The organism is Paenarthrobacter ilicis (assembly GCF_016907545.1).
GTDB classification, from domain to species: Bacteria; Actinomycetota; Actinomycetes; order Actinomycetales; family Micrococcaceae; genus Arthrobacter; species Arthrobacter ilicis.
On record NZ_JAFBCD010000001.1, the window covers coordinates 3,638,128 to 3,653,526 of the forward strand.

The 15,399-nt window shown below is 63.8% G+C and carries 15 protein-coding genes; 8 read left to right on the forward strand and 7 right to left on the reverse strand.

Annotation, left to right across the window (positions count from 1 at the left end):
- Positions 1-393 precede the first annotated feature (393 nt).
- On the reverse strand, positions 394-855 hold the full coding sequence (locus JOE60_RS16595) for a DUF3817 domain-containing protein (RefSeq protein ID WP_167268793.1): 462 nt from the start codon (positions 853-855) through the stop codon (positions 394-396).
- Positions 856-931: 76 nt separating this feature from the next.
- Positions 932-1,438 (reverse strand): hypothetical protein, encoded by a 507-nt coding sequence (locus tag JOE60_RS16600; protein ID WP_167268790.1) that lies wholly within the window; start codon positions 1,436-1,438, stop codon positions 932-934.
- 281 nt (positions 1,439-1,719) lie between these two features.
- On the opposite strand from JOE60_RS16600, the gene JOE60_RS16605 reads away from it, so the two are divergent.
- The 5 genes from JOE60_RS16605 (at position 1,720) to JOE60_RS16625 (ending at position 7,385) form a co-directional block, all read left to right on the forward strand.
- Complete coding sequence (locus JOE60_RS16605) at positions 1,720-2,448, forward strand: FCD domain-containing protein (RefSeq protein ID WP_167268787.1); 729 nt, start codon at positions 1,720-1,722, stop codon at positions 2,446-2,448.
- The gene (locus JOE60_RS16610; protein WP_239528895.1) at positions 2,445-3,476 is read left to right on the forward strand and encodes an asparaginase; all 1,032 of its coding nucleotides are present in this window, start codon (positions 2,445-2,447) and stop codon (positions 3,474-3,476) included. The genes JOE60_RS16605 and JOE60_RS16610 overlap by 4 nt, the downstream gene beginning before the upstream one ends.
- Positions 3,477-3,488: 12 nt before the next feature.
- Positions 3,489-4,904: an aspartate ammonia-lyase gene (gene aspA / locus JOE60_RS16615; protein WP_167268785.1), complete on the forward strand. Its 1,416-nt coding sequence runs from the start codon at positions 3,489-3,491 to the stop codon at positions 4,902-4,904.
- A 142-nt stretch (positions 4,905-5,046) separates the two neighbouring features.
- Positions 5,047-6,555: an amino acid permease gene (locus tag JOE60_RS16620; protein WP_167268783.1), complete on the forward strand. Its 1,509-nt coding sequence runs from the start codon at positions 5,047-5,049 to the stop codon at positions 6,553-6,555.
- A 158-nt stretch (positions 6,556-6,713) separates the two neighbouring features.
- On the forward strand, positions 6,714-7,385 hold the full coding sequence (locus tag JOE60_RS16625) for a FadR/GntR family transcriptional regulator (protein ID WP_167268781.1): 672 nt from the start codon (positions 6,714-6,716) through the stop codon (positions 7,383-7,385).
- On the opposite strand, the gene JOE60_RS16630 is transcribed toward JOE60_RS16625, so the two are convergent.
- The 5 genes from JOE60_RS16630 to JOE60_RS16650 are packed head-to-tail and all read right to left on the reverse strand — an operon-like array spanning position 7,382 to position 12,115.
- The gene (locus JOE60_RS16630) at positions 7,382-8,278 is read right to left on the reverse strand and encodes an amidohydrolase family protein (protein WP_167268779.1); all 897 of its coding nucleotides are present in this window, start codon (positions 8,276-8,278) and stop codon (positions 7,382-7,384) included. The genes JOE60_RS16625 and JOE60_RS16630 overlap by 4 nt on opposite strands.
- On the reverse strand, positions 8,271-9,230 hold the full coding sequence (locus JOE60_RS16635) for an aldo/keto reductase (RefSeq protein ID WP_167268777.1): 960 nt from the start codon (positions 9,228-9,230) through the stop codon (positions 8,271-8,273). The genes JOE60_RS16630 and JOE60_RS16635 overlap by 8 nt, the downstream gene beginning before the upstream one ends.
- The gene (locus JOE60_RS16640) at positions 9,215-9,529 is read right to left on the reverse strand and encodes an L-rhamnose mutarotase (protein WP_167268774.1); all 315 of its coding nucleotides are present in this window, start codon (positions 9,527-9,529) and stop codon (positions 9,215-9,217) included. The genes JOE60_RS16635 and JOE60_RS16640 overlap by 16 nt, the downstream gene beginning before the upstream one ends.
- Positions 9,522-10,814, reverse strand: a complete 1,293-nt coding sequence (locus JOE60_RS16645) for an alpha-L-fucosidase (RefSeq protein WP_167268771.1) — start codon at positions 10,812-10,814, stop codon at positions 9,522-9,524. The genes JOE60_RS16640 and JOE60_RS16645 overlap by 8 nt, the downstream gene beginning before the upstream one ends.
- On the reverse strand, positions 10,811-12,115 hold the full coding sequence (locus JOE60_RS16650) for an L-fuconate dehydratase (protein WP_167268769.1): 1,305 nt from the start codon (positions 12,113-12,115) through the stop codon (positions 10,811-10,813). The genes JOE60_RS16645 and JOE60_RS16650 overlap by 4 nt, the downstream gene beginning before the upstream one ends.
- Before the next feature lie 140 nt (positions 12,116-12,255).
- Here JOE60_RS16650 and JOE60_RS16655 point away from each other — a divergent pair, with 140 nt between their 5' ends.
- The 3 genes from JOE60_RS16655 to JOE60_RS16665 all read left to right on the forward strand — a co-directional run bounded on the left by JOE60_RS16655 (position 12,256) and on the right by JOE60_RS16665 (position 15,326).
- The gene (locus tag JOE60_RS16655) at positions 12,256-13,155 is read left to right on the forward strand and encodes a fumarylacetoacetate hydrolase family protein (protein WP_167268768.1); all 900 of its coding nucleotides are present in this window, start codon (positions 12,256-12,258) and stop codon (positions 13,153-13,155) included.
- Between the two features lie 4 nt (positions 13,156-13,159).
- Positions 13,160-13,927, forward strand: coding sequence for an SDR family NAD(P)-dependent oxidoreductase (locus JOE60_RS16660; protein WP_167268760.1), 768 nt, complete (start codon positions 13,160-13,162; stop codon positions 13,925-13,927).
- Between the two features lie 103 nt (positions 13,928-14,030).
- Entirely contained in the window at positions 14,031-15,326 is a 1,296-nt protein-coding gene (locus tag JOE60_RS16665; RefSeq protein ID WP_167268757.1) for an ATP-binding protein, read from the forward strand.
- Positions 15,327-15,399 lie beyond the last annotated feature (73 nt).

Here is a 15,399-nt window from a genome sequence, read left to right on the forward strand (position 1 = left end):
AGGGGGCACCCGCCACCCCGACGACAGTTGCCGCCTTCGACTCTGCTTATCCAGACCAGGGCGTCATTGTTTCCGCTGACGGGTTGTACCAACTGATGCCGGACTTCCATTGCCGTGATGACGGACCGGATTCTGAGGACTCCAGGTGCCTCACCTTGAGCTGTCCGGCTATGGCCAGCAGCGCCCGGGAAGGAAGAACCGTCATCTGGAAACGTGCGCCGAGGGCGATCGCCAACCCCGGGTGGCACGATTGGGTTCCTGTCGGGCCGCCCACCTGCTTTTACGATCCAGCAGCCTGACGGCGGCGAGTCTCCTCTAATACCCCCGAACGCCTGCGAACCACGACGAGCCAGTCAGCGGCCAGTGGTTCGCGTGCGGACCTGGAGAACAGGTCTAGGAGAACCAGGTGCCGGGAGGGCCCATCAACAGCAGGAAGCTGAAAACAGCCCCCACCGCAACAAGGGTCACCACGATGGCCAGAATGGGGTTCCTCAAAACCCAGGCCTGTGCCTTCTCGAATCCACCGCGAGGGGTCTCGCCGCCTTCGGCCAAACGCCAAGCGCCGGCAAGCAGTCCACGCCGGTCGAGGGACTTCTCCATGGGAACGGTGGCATAAGGAATCACAGCCGAGGCGATGGCAAGAAGACCGGTTTTTGCGGGCCACTTCTGGTTGATCCAGGTGAATGCAGCCGTGGCGGCGTAGCAAAGGAACACGAAGCCGTGGATGCCACCGGCGATGCTCACTCCCATATCCGTGGTTTTGGTGACGTACTTCAGGAACAACCCGATCAACAAAAGCGTCCATGTCACGGCCTCGGCGAAAGCGACGGTACGGAACAGGGTGCGCGGCTGCATGGGAGTCCTCGGGTAGAAAGCGGGGAGACACCTTATTCTATCGCCCGTAGAACTACACGTGGAAGCGCGGGACTCGTTACCTCTTGGAGCGTGCTTGGACGAGGTTGGCGTACGGAAGCCGCCCGAAGGAAGCCACAAATTCGGCGTGCAGGGAAGCCTCGGCAGCGTTTACCTCTGACGCCGGGAGCTCCTTCCATGCAACCACCAGGTCCAACGCATCGCGCAGTTGCCAGACAAGCCGTGCATCCCACACCACGGTGGGCCGCCCACGGCCGTAGTCCAGAAATTCCTGTATCTGCTTCCGCAGACCACGGTTGCCATGGCTTCCGGCGCTGGCCTTGCCGATATAGAGCACGGAGGCTTCGGCTACCCACTCTTTTTCCAAGGAGTCCCGGCTGAGGGATGGGTCCTTCTTCTTGAATGTGCCAGCGGTGCTCTTGGTGAGAAACGCGACGTCAAAATCTGAGGGGCGAAGCAGGACCCAGATGCCGGGACCCATGGGAATGCGCATTGGATCGAGCTCGTCCAGGGCTCGAAAGCCTGCGAAGCCTGCATCGGTAAGCGACTTTTTGGTGAAGAGCATGCTCCATTGTCCCTGTGGTGGACACGACGACGCCTCCATTCCGTAAGGCCGACGACAGCAGTGCATCTCGCCGTCCGCAGGAAGCGGCAGCTCCGTCCGGGTTTACCTGTCGCGCCGCACGGCAACCTATGCAAAGCAGGCGCGTCCTTGCCGCTGAGTCCCACTGCAAAGCCGCTCTCATGACCCGCAAGTTCGGCCTGAATCGCAACTGACGGACCCCAAACCGTGAAGCAGTCCTTTCAGCGTTGACAGCCGCTTGTGACCCGTGCCATATTCAAAGCGTGAACCTGTCAGACAGCCGGACAGCTGGACAGCTCGAGTTTCCGGGCGACGCCGCTGCACATACGCCGATCTCCCGCATCTCCGCGGCAGAAGCGGTCTTCGCAGCGTTGCGGCGTGCGATCGAGGGCGGCCAATTCGATATTGGCACCAAGCTGAGCTCGGAAGCCACCCTCGCAGCGCAGTACGGCGTGAGCCGCTCCGTCATCCGTGAGGCGCTGCGGTCCTGCAACACCTTGGGCCTGACCATGACCAAGACCGGCAAGGGCACGTTCATCGTGGCCAATAAGGTTGCAAATGACCTTACCTTGGGTCAGTACAGCGCGCGTGATCTCAACGAGGCCCGTCCCCACATCGAGATCCCCGCAGCCGGCCTCGCAGCACAGCGAAGGACGGACGAAGAACTCGAGCACCTCAAGGACATCGTCCAGGAGATGCTCAACGAGACCGACCCGGAAGCATGGGTGTCCCTGGACGCCAGTTTCCATTCGGCGGTGGCCCGTGCCAGCGGAAACAGGGTGTTCGCCAGCGTCGTGTCGGATATTCGCGAAGCCTTGGCCCATCAGTCGGAAACCCTGAACCTGGTGGCCGACAGGCAGAAGCGTTCGGACGAAGAACACGTTGCCATCCTCAAGGCGATCGAGTCCGGCGATTCCCATGCCGCCAGCAACGCCATGGCTGACCACTTGAACGCAGTCAGCGTTGCCCTGGACACGATTCTCAGCAAATGAACCATTCAAAGGACACCATGCCCGTCCCCACAGCACCGGCCCAAGAGGCCCACGCACCGGAAATCGAAGCGCCCCGCCACGTCCCACTGGTCGAAGTGACCCGTGACGGCTTGGTGGAGAGCGTCCACTACGGCTCGTTGGTTGCAGTCGCCGCAGATGGCAGCATCACAGCTTCCGCAGGCGAGCCCGAAGCCCCCATGTACCCCCGCTCCAGCCTGAAACCGATGCAGGCCGTCGCATTGCTGAAGGCAGGCCTTGACCTTCCCCAAAATCTTCTTGCGCTCACTGCGGCGAGCCACTCGGGCGCAGCGATGCACCAGGAAGGCGCCCGGGAAATCCTGAAACTCCACGGCCTCACTGAAGAAGCCATGGCCAACAGCACGGATCTTCCCTACGGCGTCCAGGAGCGCGAGGAATGGCTCCGTGCCGGTAATGGCCCCACGCACATTGCCCAGAACTGCTCCGGAAAGCACGCATCCATGGCTGCCGTCTGTGTCATCAATGGATGGCCGGTTGAGGGATACCTCTACCCGGAGCACCCGTTGCAGGTCCTGGTCCGTGACACCATCACGGAACTGACCGGCGAGGAAGCTGCGGCAGTCAGCACCGATGGCTGCGGGACTCCCCTCTTTGCGCACTCGCTGAATGGCATGGCCCGCGCTTACGGCCGCTTGGCCGCTGCGGATGAGGACTCCAATGAAGGCAAAGTAGCGCACGCCATGCGCCGCTTCCCGGAAATGGTGGCCGGCGAGGGCCGCGATGTCACCGCCATCATGCGTGCGGTCCCGGGGTTGCTGGCCAAGGACGGTTTTGAAGGCCTCCAGCTGGTAGGCCTCCCGGACGGCACCGGTGTGGCAGTCAAGATTTCCGACGGCGGGGACCGCGCCCGCATGCCGGTCACCGTTGAAGTACTCCGCGCGCTGGGCATCGACGGCGGCAGCTTGGATACGCTCCAGAGCCCACCCGTGTTGGGCGGTGGCCTCCCGGTCGGGGAGCTCCGCGCGGCCAAAATTTTCAATAAGAACTAAGCAAGGACAGCTATGACCACCGTCGATCAGGCGATCCCCCTCCGTTCCGAACATGACCTCCTGGGTGACCGCAACGTCCCCGCGGATGCCTACTGGGGCGTCCACACGCTCAGGGCAATCGAGAACTTCCCCATCACCGGGCAGGCACTCTCCACCAACAAGCACCTCGTCCGTGGCCTGGCCGCGGTCAAGCAGGCCGCAGCACGCACCAACCACGAGCTTGGCCTGCTGGACGCCGAGCGCGCCGGCGCCATTGAGCAGGCCTGCCAGGACATCATGGACGGCATGCTGCACGAGCAGTTCATGGTGGACGTGATCCAGGGTGGAGCCGGGACCAGCTCCAACATGAACGCCAATGAGGTGATCGCCAACCGTGCCCTGGAGATCCTGGGCCACCCCAAGGGCGAGTACTCAAAGCTGCACCCGAACGATCACGTGAACCTCAGCCAGTCCACCAATGACGTGTACCCCACGGCGGTCAACCTGGCCACTATCTTCTCCGTGAAGGAACTCCTGGAGGCCCTGGAAGAGCTGGAAGTTGCCTTTGCCGAGAAGGGCCGGGAATTCCGGACCGTCGTCAAGATGGGCCGCACGCAGTTGCAGGACGCCGTTCCCATGACCTTGGGCCAGGAATTCGGCGGCTACGCCGTGACCATCGGCGAGGACCGGGCGCGCTTGGACGAGTCCCACATGCTGATCCACGAGATCAACCTGGGTGCAACGGCCATCGGCACCGGTTTGAACGCCCCGGTGGGCTACGCGGACGCCGCGTGCCGCCACCTCGCCGAGATCACCGGCCTGCCCCTCATCACCGCCGCTGACTTGATCGAGGCCACCCAGGATGTTGGTGCGTTTGTGCACCTGTCCGGCGTGCTGAAGCGAGTGGCTGTGAAACTCTCCAAGATTTGTAACGATCTCCGCCTGTTGTCCTCCGGACCGCGTGCGGGTTTGGGCGAGATCAACCTGCCGGCTGTCCAGTCCGGTTCGTCGATCATGCCTGGCAAGATCAATCCGGTGATCCCGGAAGTGGTCAGCCAAGTGGCGTACGAAGTCATCGGGAACGATGTCACCGTCACCATGGCCGCGGAGGCCGGCCAGCTCCAACTCAACGCCTTCGAACCCATCATTGTGCACAGCCTGCACAAGAGCATCTCCCACCTGGAAGCGGCTTGTCGCACCCTCACGGCTCGCTGTGTCCGGGGCATCACCGCAAACACCGAACGGCTACGGCTTACCGTGGAGCAGTCGATCGGTCTTGTCACGGCATTGAACCCCCATATCGGTTACGCCTCCGCCACCGCCATCGCCCAAGAAGCGTTGGCCACCGGCAAGGGCGTGGCGGAACTCGTCCTGGAGCATGGCCTGCTGACGGCAGCCCAGCTCGAGGAACTTCTTAGCCCCGAACGTCTGGCAAATCTCAGCAAATAGGCCGAAACTGGCCAGAATGAATCGGCTTTAGCCAGCCGTCCCGCCCCATGAGGCCCACCCCCACGTGGCGATGCTTTGTGTGCCCGGATCCCAAGCCGGACGCGCCCAAGGCAGCCCCAACAGGACACCCCAAAGGATTCCAATGACCAACCCCATCACGGACCACACGGTCCCACCCCAAGCCCACGCCAACGAGAAGTCGCTCCACAAAGAGGACGCGGGCTACCACAAGGACTTGAAGCCCCGCCAGATCCAGATGATCGCCATCGGCGGAGCAATCGGCACCGGCCTGTTCCTCGGTGCCGGTGGGCGCCTGAACGCGGCCGGACCTTCCCTGGTCATCGCTTACGCGGTCTGTGGCTTCTTCGCGTTCCTGATCCTGCGTGCACTGGGCGAGCTCGTTTTGCACCGCCCCAGCTCCGGCTCGTTCGTCTCCTACGCCCGCGAGTTCTACGGCGAGAAGGCAGCGTTCATCTCCGGCTGGTTCTACTGGATCAACTGGGCAACCACCACCATTGTGGACATCACCGCAGCGGCGCTCTACATGAACTTCTTCGGCAAATACGTCCCGTGGATGGGTGCCGTGCCTCAGTGGGCCTGGGCTTTGATCGCCCTGGTGGTTGTGCTGAGCCTGAACCTTGTTTCCGTGAAGGTCTTCGGCGAAATGGAGTTCTGGTTCGCTTTGATCAAGGTCGCTGCTTTGGTGGCGTTCCTTTTGGTGGGTACCTACTTCGTGATCTTTGGTACGCCGGTTGATGGTCAAACGGTTGGCTTCAGCCTCATCTCCGACAACGGTGGCGTCTTCCCGAACGGCGTCCTGCCCATGATCATCCTGATGCAGGGTGTGCTGTTCGCTTACGCATCGATCGAACTCGTGGGTACCGCGGCCGGCGAAACCCCCAATCCGGAAAAGATCATGCCCAAGGCCATCAACTCCGTGGTCTTCCGCATCGCAGTGTTCTACGTCGGTTCCGTCATCCTGTTGGCCTTGCTGCTGCCGTACACCTCTTACGAGAAGGGCGTCAGCCCGTTCGTGACGTTCTTCGGCTCCATCGGTGTCCAGGGCGTGGACGTCATCATGAACCTCGTGGTGCTGACCGCCGCGTTGTCCTCGCTGAACGCCGGGCTGTACTCCACCGGCCGCATCCTCCGCTCCATGTCCGTTGCAGGTTCGGCTCCCAAGTTCGCACAGCGCATGAACAAGGCCGGTGTTCCCTACGGCGGCATCGCCATCACGGCCGGCGTCTCCCTCCTCGGTGTTCCCCTGAACTACCTGGTGCCCTCCGACGCCTTCGAAATCGTCCTGAACGTGGCCTCCGTGGGCATCATCGTCACCTGGGCCACCATCGTCCTCTGCCAGATGCAGTTGAAGCGCTGGTCGGACAAGGGGTGGGTCAAGCGGCCATCCTTCCGATTGTTCGGAGCCCCGTACACGGGCTGGTTGTCCTTGGTCTTCCTTGCGGGCGTCCTGATTATGGTGTTCATCGAGTCCCCTCTCACCATGCTGGTCACCGCGATCGCCTGCGCTCTCATGGTGTGGGGTTGGTTCCTGTGCCGTAAGCAGATCCACGAGCTCGCAGCTACCCGCGACGGTTTCACGGGCAGTGCACCCGTGATCGCCAACCGCCCCCTCCCGGGCGGAGACAAGTAGCAGCGTCCAACAGCTCACGACGGCGGCACCAGGTTCCGTAACAACGGAACCGGCGGTGCCGCCGTCGTCGTTTACCGTCCCAGCCGGGTGACAGACGCGGAGTGAGGTGCGGACGTGGCGGAGGCAGACATCGGAACTTGCCTGACTAGTATTGGTCCATGGCTGTCACAGACGAGGCGATCAGCAAGATCAAAGACATGCTGATCCGGGGGGAACTCAAGGCCGGAGACCGGCTCCCGCCCGAGAAGGAACTGAGCGAACGGCTTGGCCTGTCGCGGAGTTCGCTCAGGGAGGCTGTGAAGGCCCTGGAGCTGATCCGGGTGCTGGACGTCCGCCGCGGCGATGGCACCTATGTGACCAGCCTGGATGCCAAGCTGCTCAACGAGGCCGTGGCTTTTGTGGTTGACCTCCACCAGGACCGTTCCATCCTTGAACTTTTTGAAGTCCGCAGGATCCTGGAGCCCGCCACGGCGCACCTGGCTGCCGGCAAGATCACCCCCGAGGCGATCCTCAGGCTTCGCGGCACCATGGACGGGATCGATGAGAACACGGACGTGCAGGAGCTGGTGGCCCACGATCTCGAATTCCACGGCATTATCACTGAGGCCGCGGGAAACGACTACCTGGGCAGCCTCCTGGAAGCTCTCTCCAGCAGCACGGTCCGGGCCAGGATCTGGCGCGGCCTGACCCAGGAAAAGGCAGTGGCGCACACCCTTGCAGAACACCACGCAATCGTGGACGCCCTGGAGCGTGGGGATGCTGAGCTGGTGAAAGCGCTGGTGACTGTGCACGTCAGCGGCGTGGAGAACTGGCTCCGGCAGTCGCTCTAAACCCCGGCACCCGGTGGGACCGGTGTGACCGGTGGGACCGGTGTGACCGCCAAGCCGTAGGTGCGGATGGCAGTTTCCTCCAGCACAGCGTCCTGCTCCGCCGGGCTCAACGTGGACACCAGTTCCAGGAGCACATCCAGGGTCCGGCCGTAAGGAGCGCCGAGTGTGCTGACGGGCCAGTCGACGCCCAGCATCAGCCGCTCGGCACCGAAGCAGTCCAGTGCTTGGTCGAAAAGGGGCCGCAGAGCCTGGGCGGTGTAGTCGACGCCCGCCAGATGCAGTCCGGACAGTTTGGCCACCGTGTTCGGCTCCCCGGCGAAAGCACGGAAACCGTTGAGCCACAGGTCCATCGCTGCGGCATCAGCCACGGGTGGTTTGCCCAGATGGTCCAACACCACCGTCAGCTCCGGAAGGTCACGGGCCAAGCGCGCGGCACTGTCCAGATGCCGCGGAAACGCATCGGCAACGTCGAAGGCCAAACCCCTGCGGGCCAGCAATCCCAGTGACTCCCGCACTGCGGCGAGGTCCAGGAAGTCGGAGCGGGGATCGTCATGGATCAGGTGCCGCACTCCCCTGAAGGCCTCCTGCGCGGCAAACCGGTCCAGCTGGTCAGCGGCAACCGCAGGCGAATCGAGCCGCACCCAGCCCACCACGCCCAGCACCCAGGGGTTATCCCGGGCCACTGCCAGCATGCTCTCCGTGTCAGCCACGGAATCGTCCGCTTGAACCAGCACCGCGCCGCGGACTCCTGCTGCCTCCAGCGTCTCCTGCGCTTCGTGAGCGCCGAAACTCCGGAACAGCGCCCCGTGCTGCGGTCCCAGCCATGAGTATTGCCGCTGGCCGCCGGTGACAGACGTGTCCAGGTTCCACAGGTGCACGTGTGAATCAATCACGGCCAACAGCCTCCAAAGCTGCCCACAACCCTTCCGGGAGGGGTTCCTCCATCCGGGCCGCATTGGTCTGAACCTGTTGAGGGGTGGTTGCTCCAACTGTCACGTTCACCACCGCCGGATGCCGCAACGGGAACTGGATGGCCGCCGTCGGAAGTTCAACGCCGAAGTCCCGGCACACCGAGGCGAGCGCCCGTGCCCGTTCCAGGACGGCCGGCGGCGCCTGCTGGTAGTTGTAATGCGCGTCGTCAGGGACTTCGGGATTGGCCAGCAGGCCGGAGTTGTAGGCGCCAACGTTGACGACGCCGGTGCGGCGCTCCACACAGCGGCTCAGCAAGGGAACGTCGGGCTGCTCCAGCAGCGTGTACCGTCCGGCGAGCATCACCAGGTCCAGGTCTGCGGCTTCGACGCATTCCAAGGCAGCTTCCGCCGAGTTCAGTCCCACGCCGATGGCTTTGACCAGTCCCTCGGCCCTGAGCTTCTCCAAGGCCGGCAGGCCCTCCGCTATTCCCGCTTGGAGGTCATGAACGTCCGCGTCATGGAGGTACGCGATGTCCACGTGGTCAAGGCCGAGCCGTTCGAGGGAATCTTCGATGCTGCGCCGGATGCCGGCCTCCGAGAAGTTCCACACGCGCTTTTTGTCCGCGGGAACGTCAAAACCTTCAGGATCCCGTCCCGACCCTGCCGAGGGCTCCAGTAAACGGCCCACTTTGGTGGAGATGACGAACTCATCCCGGGGTTTGTCCCTGAGGACAGCACCCAGCCGTTGCTCCGAAAGGCCAAGGCCGTAGTGCGGTGCGGTGTCGAAGTACCGGATTCCCGCATCCCACGCGGCCAGGATGGTGGCCAGTGCCTGGCCGTCTGGAATGGCGCGGTACAGGTTCCCGATTCCGGCCCCGCCAAAGCCGAGCTTTCCCAGTTGGCCGGCACCCAATGCACTCATGGCAGTTCCCATACCTTGTGGATACCCGCATCCTGCCCCGAGTAATCGTCCTGGACCTCCAGGAGTTCAGCCATTGTGGCCTGCCAAGGGACGTTGGCAGGGTGGTCGGCGAGCGCATGCCGCATGGCCTGGTAATCCTCCACGTCCACCACGTGGAAAAGGTCCAGCCCACTGCGCCAGATCCGCCAGTTCAGGACGCCTGCTTTCTTGAGGGCAGTAACCAGCTCCGCGGGGATGTGCGCGTGAGCATCGGCGTATTCGGCCTCACTTCCTGGCTTGAGCCGGGTGTGGAGGGCAATTGACTCACTCATCGTCCGCACCTGCTTTCAGGAACAGCTCCAGCACGGGAACGGCAACGTCCGGCCTCTGCACTGGAAGCTTGATGGTCAGTGTTCCCGGCGGCTGGCCACCGGGGGTAAGGTTCATGGCCTGCTGTTCGGGGTCCACTTCTCGGAGGAATACCTCCGAGGCATCGTTGAGCAGCTGGGCGTAGTCCACTTTCCCTGCCAGCCCGGGCAGGTGCACAAACTCGAACGGCCAGGCAAAGAGGTGCACGTAGAGCCAATCGCCGCGCTGGGTGTAGCGGGCATCGGGGGGCGCCGTGAATGCGGAGGGTCCGGCGCCGTAAACGGCGCGTCCATGGAGCTTCATCCATTCCCCCATGCCAGCCAGTGATGCCAACGCCCGGGGGTCCAGGTTTCCCCTGCCCGTGGGCCCTACGTTGAGCAGCAGGTTGCCGCCCTTGGACACACCATCCACCAGCATCCGGATCAGCAGATCCACGGACTTGTAGTTCAGGTTGTCACGGTCGTAGCCCCAGCTTCCGTTGAGGGTCTGGCAGGCCTCCCAGGTGAGTGGGTCGCCGTCGAGCATCATGGGACCGGCTGGCTGGTACTGCTCGGGGGTGACGAAGTCCCCGGGGATATCCAGGCGATCGTTGACCACGATCCCCGGCTGCAGCTCACGCACCATGGCCAGCAGCGCCTGCGAGTCCCAGTCCTCACGGCCCTTGCCGCCCCAGAATTCCTCCCCGCCCAGGCCGGCGTAGGAAAAGTCGAAGAACAGGTAATCGATGGTGCCGTAATTGCTGAGGAGCTCACGCACCTGGCCGTGCAGGTACTCGCGGTAGCGAGCCATGTCCCGCCCGGCGTTGAAACGTTCGACGTCGGCCGTGTTGCGTTGCGGGTGTACCCCGTCAAGGGTGAAGTCCGGGTGGTGCCAGTCAATCAGGGAGTGGTAGAAACCCACTTTCAAGCCTTCGGCCCTCAGCGCTTCCACGTAGGGCGTGATCAGGTCGCGGCCGGCGGGCGTGTTGGTGGCTTTGTAATCCGTCAACGCCGAGTCCCAAAGGCAGAAGCCATCGTGGTGCTTGGTGGTGAGGACCACGTACTTCATTCCCGCGTTCTTCGCGGCGCGGGCCCACTCCCTGGGGTCATAGAGATCCGGATCAAAACGCCGGAAGTACTGCGCGTAGGCTTCAACGCTGATCTCCTCCCGGTTCATGACCCACTCGTGGCGGGCGGGCAGGGCGTAAATGCCCCAGTGCACGAACATGCCAAAACGTGCCTCTTCGAACCATGGTGCGTGCTGGATCAACGCGCGTCCTTCCATACGGGGCCGTCGGGAAAGCTGTATGCGGCCAGTGTTTCACGGAGCATCTGGTTCCCGGCTCCCGCAGCAGCCGGCGGCCAGTAGGAGCCGTGGTGAACATCCACGGGGGTGACGAAGTGTTCGTGGAGGTGGTCCACAAATTCGATGGTCCTGCCTTCTTTGGTCCCGGAAACGGCAATGAAATCGACCATGGACAGGTGCTGCACGGCTTCGCAGAGGCCAACGCCCCCGGCATGCGGGCAGACCCGGACGCCGAACTTGGCGGCCAGCAGGAGAATGGCGATGTTCTCGTTGACGCCTGCCACCCGGGCAGCATCGATCTGCAGCACCTGCAAAGAACCGGCCTGGAGCATCTGCTTGAACACCACGCGGTTCTGCACGTGCTCCCCGGTGGCTACCGGAATCGGCGCTACCCCGCGGGCGATCGCTGCGTGCCCCAGGATGTCGTCCGGGCTGGTGGGTTCCTCGATCCAGGCAATGTCATAGGGAGCCAAGTGGGCCATCCAGTCGATTGCTTCCTGGACGTCCCAGCGCTGGTTGGCATCAACGGCGATTTTTATGTCCGGTCCCACGGCGGCCCGGGCGGCCCGAACCCGGCGGATGTCGTCCTCGAGGTTGGCCCCCACTTTCAGCTTGATCTGCTGGAATCCATCGGCCACGGCTTCCTTGGCCAAGCGCGTCAGTTTGCGGTCGCTGTACCCCAGCCAGCCCGGCGTCGTGGTGTACGCGGGGTAGCCGCCGGCCCGGAGCTCCGCTGTCCGCGCCGCCCGGCCAGGTTCAGCGGCCCGCAGGATGGCCAGGGCTTCGTCCGGCGTCAGCGCATCGGTGAGGTATCTGAAGTCCACCAGGGCAACCAATTCCTCAGGCGCCATCCGACTCAGCAACTCCCACAAGGGAAGTCCGGCGCGTTTGGCTTTGAGGTCCCACAGTGCGTTGACCACCGCTCCGATGGCCATGTGCATGACTCCCTTTTCCGGGCCCAGCCAGCGGAGTTGGGAATCGTGGGCCAGGAGTTTCCATGTTGCTCCCATGTCATTGAGGAGGTCCTCCACGGAGCGGCCCAAGATGTGGTCCCGGAGCGCTGCAATCGCGGCCGTTTCCACCTCGTTGCCGCGGCCAATGGTGAACACGAAGCCGTGGCCCTCGTGCCCATCGTCCGCGTCGGTCCCGATGATCAGGTACGCCGCGGAGTAGTCCGGGTCCGGATTCATGGCGTCCGAGCCGTCCAGTTCCAGGGATGTGGGAAAGCGGATATCAAACGTATCCACTGATGTAACGACGCTCATGGGGCTCCTGAAGTGAGACGCAATCTTGCGCTGAGCCTAAACATCGGATGTATCCCTTGTCAACGGGTCACATTTCCGTATTATGGGTGACAACACCACACTAGAGCTCGGATGTTAGTTCCCTACGCACGGAGGAAGCCATGACCATGAAATTCGCCAGGCTGGGCGCTGCCGGAAGCGAACAACCGGCCGTCATCGCCACCGACGCCCACGGCACCCGGAAATACTTCAGCCTGCTGTCCCTCACGGCAGATATCGACGGCGGATTCCTCGCCTCGGATGGCCTGGAACGGACCCGCGCAGCCCTGGAAAAAGGCAAACTGCCGGAAATTTCCGCTGACGGGCTGCGCATCGGCGCCCCCGTAGCGCGCCCCGGAGCAGTGGTGGCCATCGGCCTGAACTACACCGCGCATGCCGCCGAATCCGGTGCTGCACCACCCGAGGTCCCTGTTGTTTTCCTGAAGCCCACCAACACCATCGCTGGCCCCCACGATGCTGCCCCCATCCCGCCGGAATCGGAAAAATACGACTGGGAGGTGGAGCTCGCCATCGTGATCGGCAAGGAAGCGTCATACCTTTCCTCGGAGGACGAGGCCCAGGACTGCATCGCAGGCTACGCCGTGGCCAACGATCTTTCCGAGCGCGATTACCAGATCCCCGGCGCCGCGGGCCAGTGGACGAAGGGGAAGTCCCTGCCCGGATCCACTCCGCTGGGTCCGTGGCTGGTACCCGCCACTGACATCGATGCCGGCAATCTCCGACTCCAGACGCTGGTCAACGGCGAGGCCCGCCAGGATTCCACCACCGCGGACATGATTTTTGACCCCGCCACGATCGTCCACCACCTCAGCCAGTACATGGTCCTGGAGCCCGGCGACGTGATCATCACCGGCACTCCCGAGGGCGTGGCAATGTCCGGCCGGTTCCCCTTCATCCAGCCCGGCGACGTGGTGGAACTGGAGATCGAGGGCCTGGGCCGCCAGCGGCAAGAGTATTTCCGGGCGACAGCTTCCCGCCCCACCGCTGTGGCCACGGCCTGACACCATGGCCGCCATCGGGAACGAAGAGTTCAAAGGCTTGGCAGCACTGGTCACCGGCGGGGCGTCCGGGATCGGCGCCGCGATCGCGGACCGTCTCGCCGCCGGAGGCGCGCGGGTAGCGGTACTCGACCTGGCCCCGGAAGCCAGCCCGCACTTTGGCGTGTACTGCAATGTGGCCGATGACGCCTCGGTGCGGGACGCCGTCGAACGCGTCAGCCAGGAGTTCGGCCGCCTGGACATCGTGGTCAACAACGCCGGGATCGGCGCCCAAGGCGATATCGCCGCGAATCACGACGACGAATGGCTGCGGGTACTCAACGTCAACGTGGTGGGAATCGCCCGGGTCAGCCGCGCCGCCCTGCCGTACTTGCGCCAATCCTCCGCTGCCGCGATCGTCAACACCTGTTCTGTCGCGGCCACCGCGGGTTTGCCGCAGCGCGCGCTGTACTCGGCGTCCAAGGGTGCGGTGTTGTCCCTGACGCTGGCCATGGCTGCCGACCATGTCCGCGAGGGCATCCGCGTCAACTGCGTCAACCCCGGCACGGCGGACACACCGTGGGTCACCAGGCTTCTGGATTCCGCCGCAGACCCTGCCGGCGAGCGCGCAGCCCTCAACGCCAGGCAACCCCATGGCCGACTGGTGGCGGCAGCCGAGGTTGCCGGCGCGGTGGCTTACCTGGCCAGCCCGCTGTCCGGCTCCACCACCGGCACGTCATTGGCGGTCGACGGCGGCATGCAGGGACTGCGGTTGCGTCCCGTTCAGCAGGCGTGACGTAACGCAACGGGGGCGCAACGTCCTTGGTTCCCGGTTCGCCTATGCTCAACTCCAACGGAATCAACGGCGATTTACCAAGATTTACCAAGGAGACACGGCCATGAGCAGCTGGCGCATCAGGGATTTCCATTCGTCCGACCTCGACGGCATCCTGCACCTCTGGGAATCGCTGAAAGCCGAAGGAGTCGAGCCGGTGTACGCCTTGTCCGAGGTCCTGGCGTCCTGCGAGAAGGACCATGCCGTGGTGGCGGTGCAGGGCGAACAAGTGGTGGGTGCCGCGGTGGGACGTGCCGCCCATGACCAAGGATGGATCGTTTTCCTGGCCACCCTGACCGAATTCCGCGGACGCGGCATAGGCACCTCGCTGCTGTCCGCCGTCGAAAACCGCATGGCACCCCACGGCCTCAACAAGTTGTCCGCGCTGATGCCGGAAACCGAGACCCGCGTGGAGGCATTCCTGGGCCGCGGCTTTGTGGTGAAGAAGAACCTGCGCTACTTCGAGCGGACCATTCCCGTGCAACGGCAGGAACTGGGGGCGCTGGGACTGCTGGGCGGCCGCATCCTGGCGCGGGACCTCTGGGAGAACGTGGCCGGCATGCGCCGCGAGAAGGAACTCCTGGAACGCCGGCTGGTGCTGCCGCTGGCCGAGGCCGATCTTGCCGATGAGTACGGCGTGGTTCCGCCGCGGGCCGTGGTGCTGTTCGGCCCTCCGGGCACAGGCAAAACCACTTTTGCCAAGGCGATCGCGTCACGCCTGGAATGGCCGTTCGTTGAGGTGTTCCCTTCACGCCTGGCCTCCGATCCCAAGGGCCTGGCCGGTGCTTTGCGGGAGACATTCCTGGAGATCGCCGAGCTGGAACACGCCGTGGTGTTCATTGACGAGGTGGAGGAAATCGCGTCCCAACGTGCCGGGGATCCGCCATCCCCACTGCAGGGCGTTACCAATGAGCTCCTCAAAATCATCCCGGCGTTCCGCGAACAGCCCGGACGGTTGCTGGTGTGCGCCACCAACTTCATCCGGGCCCTGGACACGGCGTTCCTGCGCCACGGCCGGTTCGACTACGTGATTCCCATCGGACTGCCGGACGTCCACGCCCGCGAAGCCATGTGGCAACGTTTCATCCCCGCAACCGTGGTGGATGCAGTGGACATTCCTTTGCTGGTGTCCCGCACCGAGGGCTTCTCCCCCGCGGACATCGAGTTCGCTGCCCGCAGTGCCTCCCAGCGGGCGCTGGAAAAAGCGGTGTACGACGACGGCTCCGGTCTTGCGTCCAACGGACGTAAGGGACCGGTCACCCAGGACTACCTCGACGCGATCGCCGACACCCGGACGACCGTGAGCCCGGAGGTGCACCAGGACTTCCTGGAGGACATCGACGCACTGGGACGGGTGTAGAAGCTGCCTCTCCGCGAGTTCGCGGGAATGCTGCGGGTACGCCGGAACTTTCCGGGCGATCCCGACGCATTCC

Bases quoted from the DNA above. Each gene is read 5' to 3' on its own strand.
- JOE60_RS16600 (WP_167268790.1), bottom strand. From the start codon at position 1,438: ATGCTCTTCACCAAAAAGTCGCTTACCGATGCAGGCTTCGCAGGCTTT.
- JOE60_RS16665 (WP_167268757.1), top strand. From the start codon at position 14,031: ATGAGCAGCTGGCGCATCAGGGATTTCCATTCGTCCGACCTCGACGGC.
- JOE60_RS16660 (WP_167268760.1), top strand. From the start codon at position 13,160: ATGGCCGCCATCGGGAACGAAGAGTTCAAAGGCTTGGCAGCACTGGTC.
- JOE60_RS16595 (WP_167268793.1), bottom strand. From the start codon at position 855: ATGCAGCCGCGCACCCTGTTCCGTACCGTCGCTTTCGCCGAGGCCGTG.
- aspA (WP_167268785.1), top strand. From the start codon at position 3,489: ATGACCACCGTCGATCAGGCGATCCCCCTCCGTTCCGAACATGACCTC.
- JOE60_RS16635 (WP_167268777.1), bottom strand. From the start codon at position 9,230: ATGGGAACTGCCATGAGTGCATTGGGTGCCGGCCAACTGGGAAAGCTC.
- JOE60_RS16620 (WP_167268783.1), top strand. From the start codon at position 5,047: ATGACCAACCCCATCACGGACCACACGGTCCCACCCCAAGCCCACGCC.
- JOE60_RS16640 (WP_167268774.1), bottom strand. From the start codon at position 9,529: ATGAGTGAGTCAATTGCCCTCCACACCCGGCTCAAGCCAGGAAGTGAG.
- JOE60_RS16650 (WP_167268769.1), bottom strand. From the start codon at position 12,115: ATGAGCGTCGTTACATCAGTGGATACGTTTGATATCCGCTTTCCCACA.
- JOE60_RS16655 (WP_167268768.1), top strand. From the start codon at position 12,256: ATGACCATGAAATTCGCCAGGCTGGGCGCTGCCGGAAGCGAACAACCG.
- JOE60_RS16610 (WP_239528895.1), top strand. From the start codon at position 2,445: ATGAACCATTCAAAGGACACCATGCCCGTCCCCACAGCACCGGCCCAA.
- JOE60_RS16625 (WP_167268781.1), top strand. From the start codon at position 6,714: ATGGCTGTCACAGACGAGGCGATCAGCAAGATCAAAGACATGCTGATC.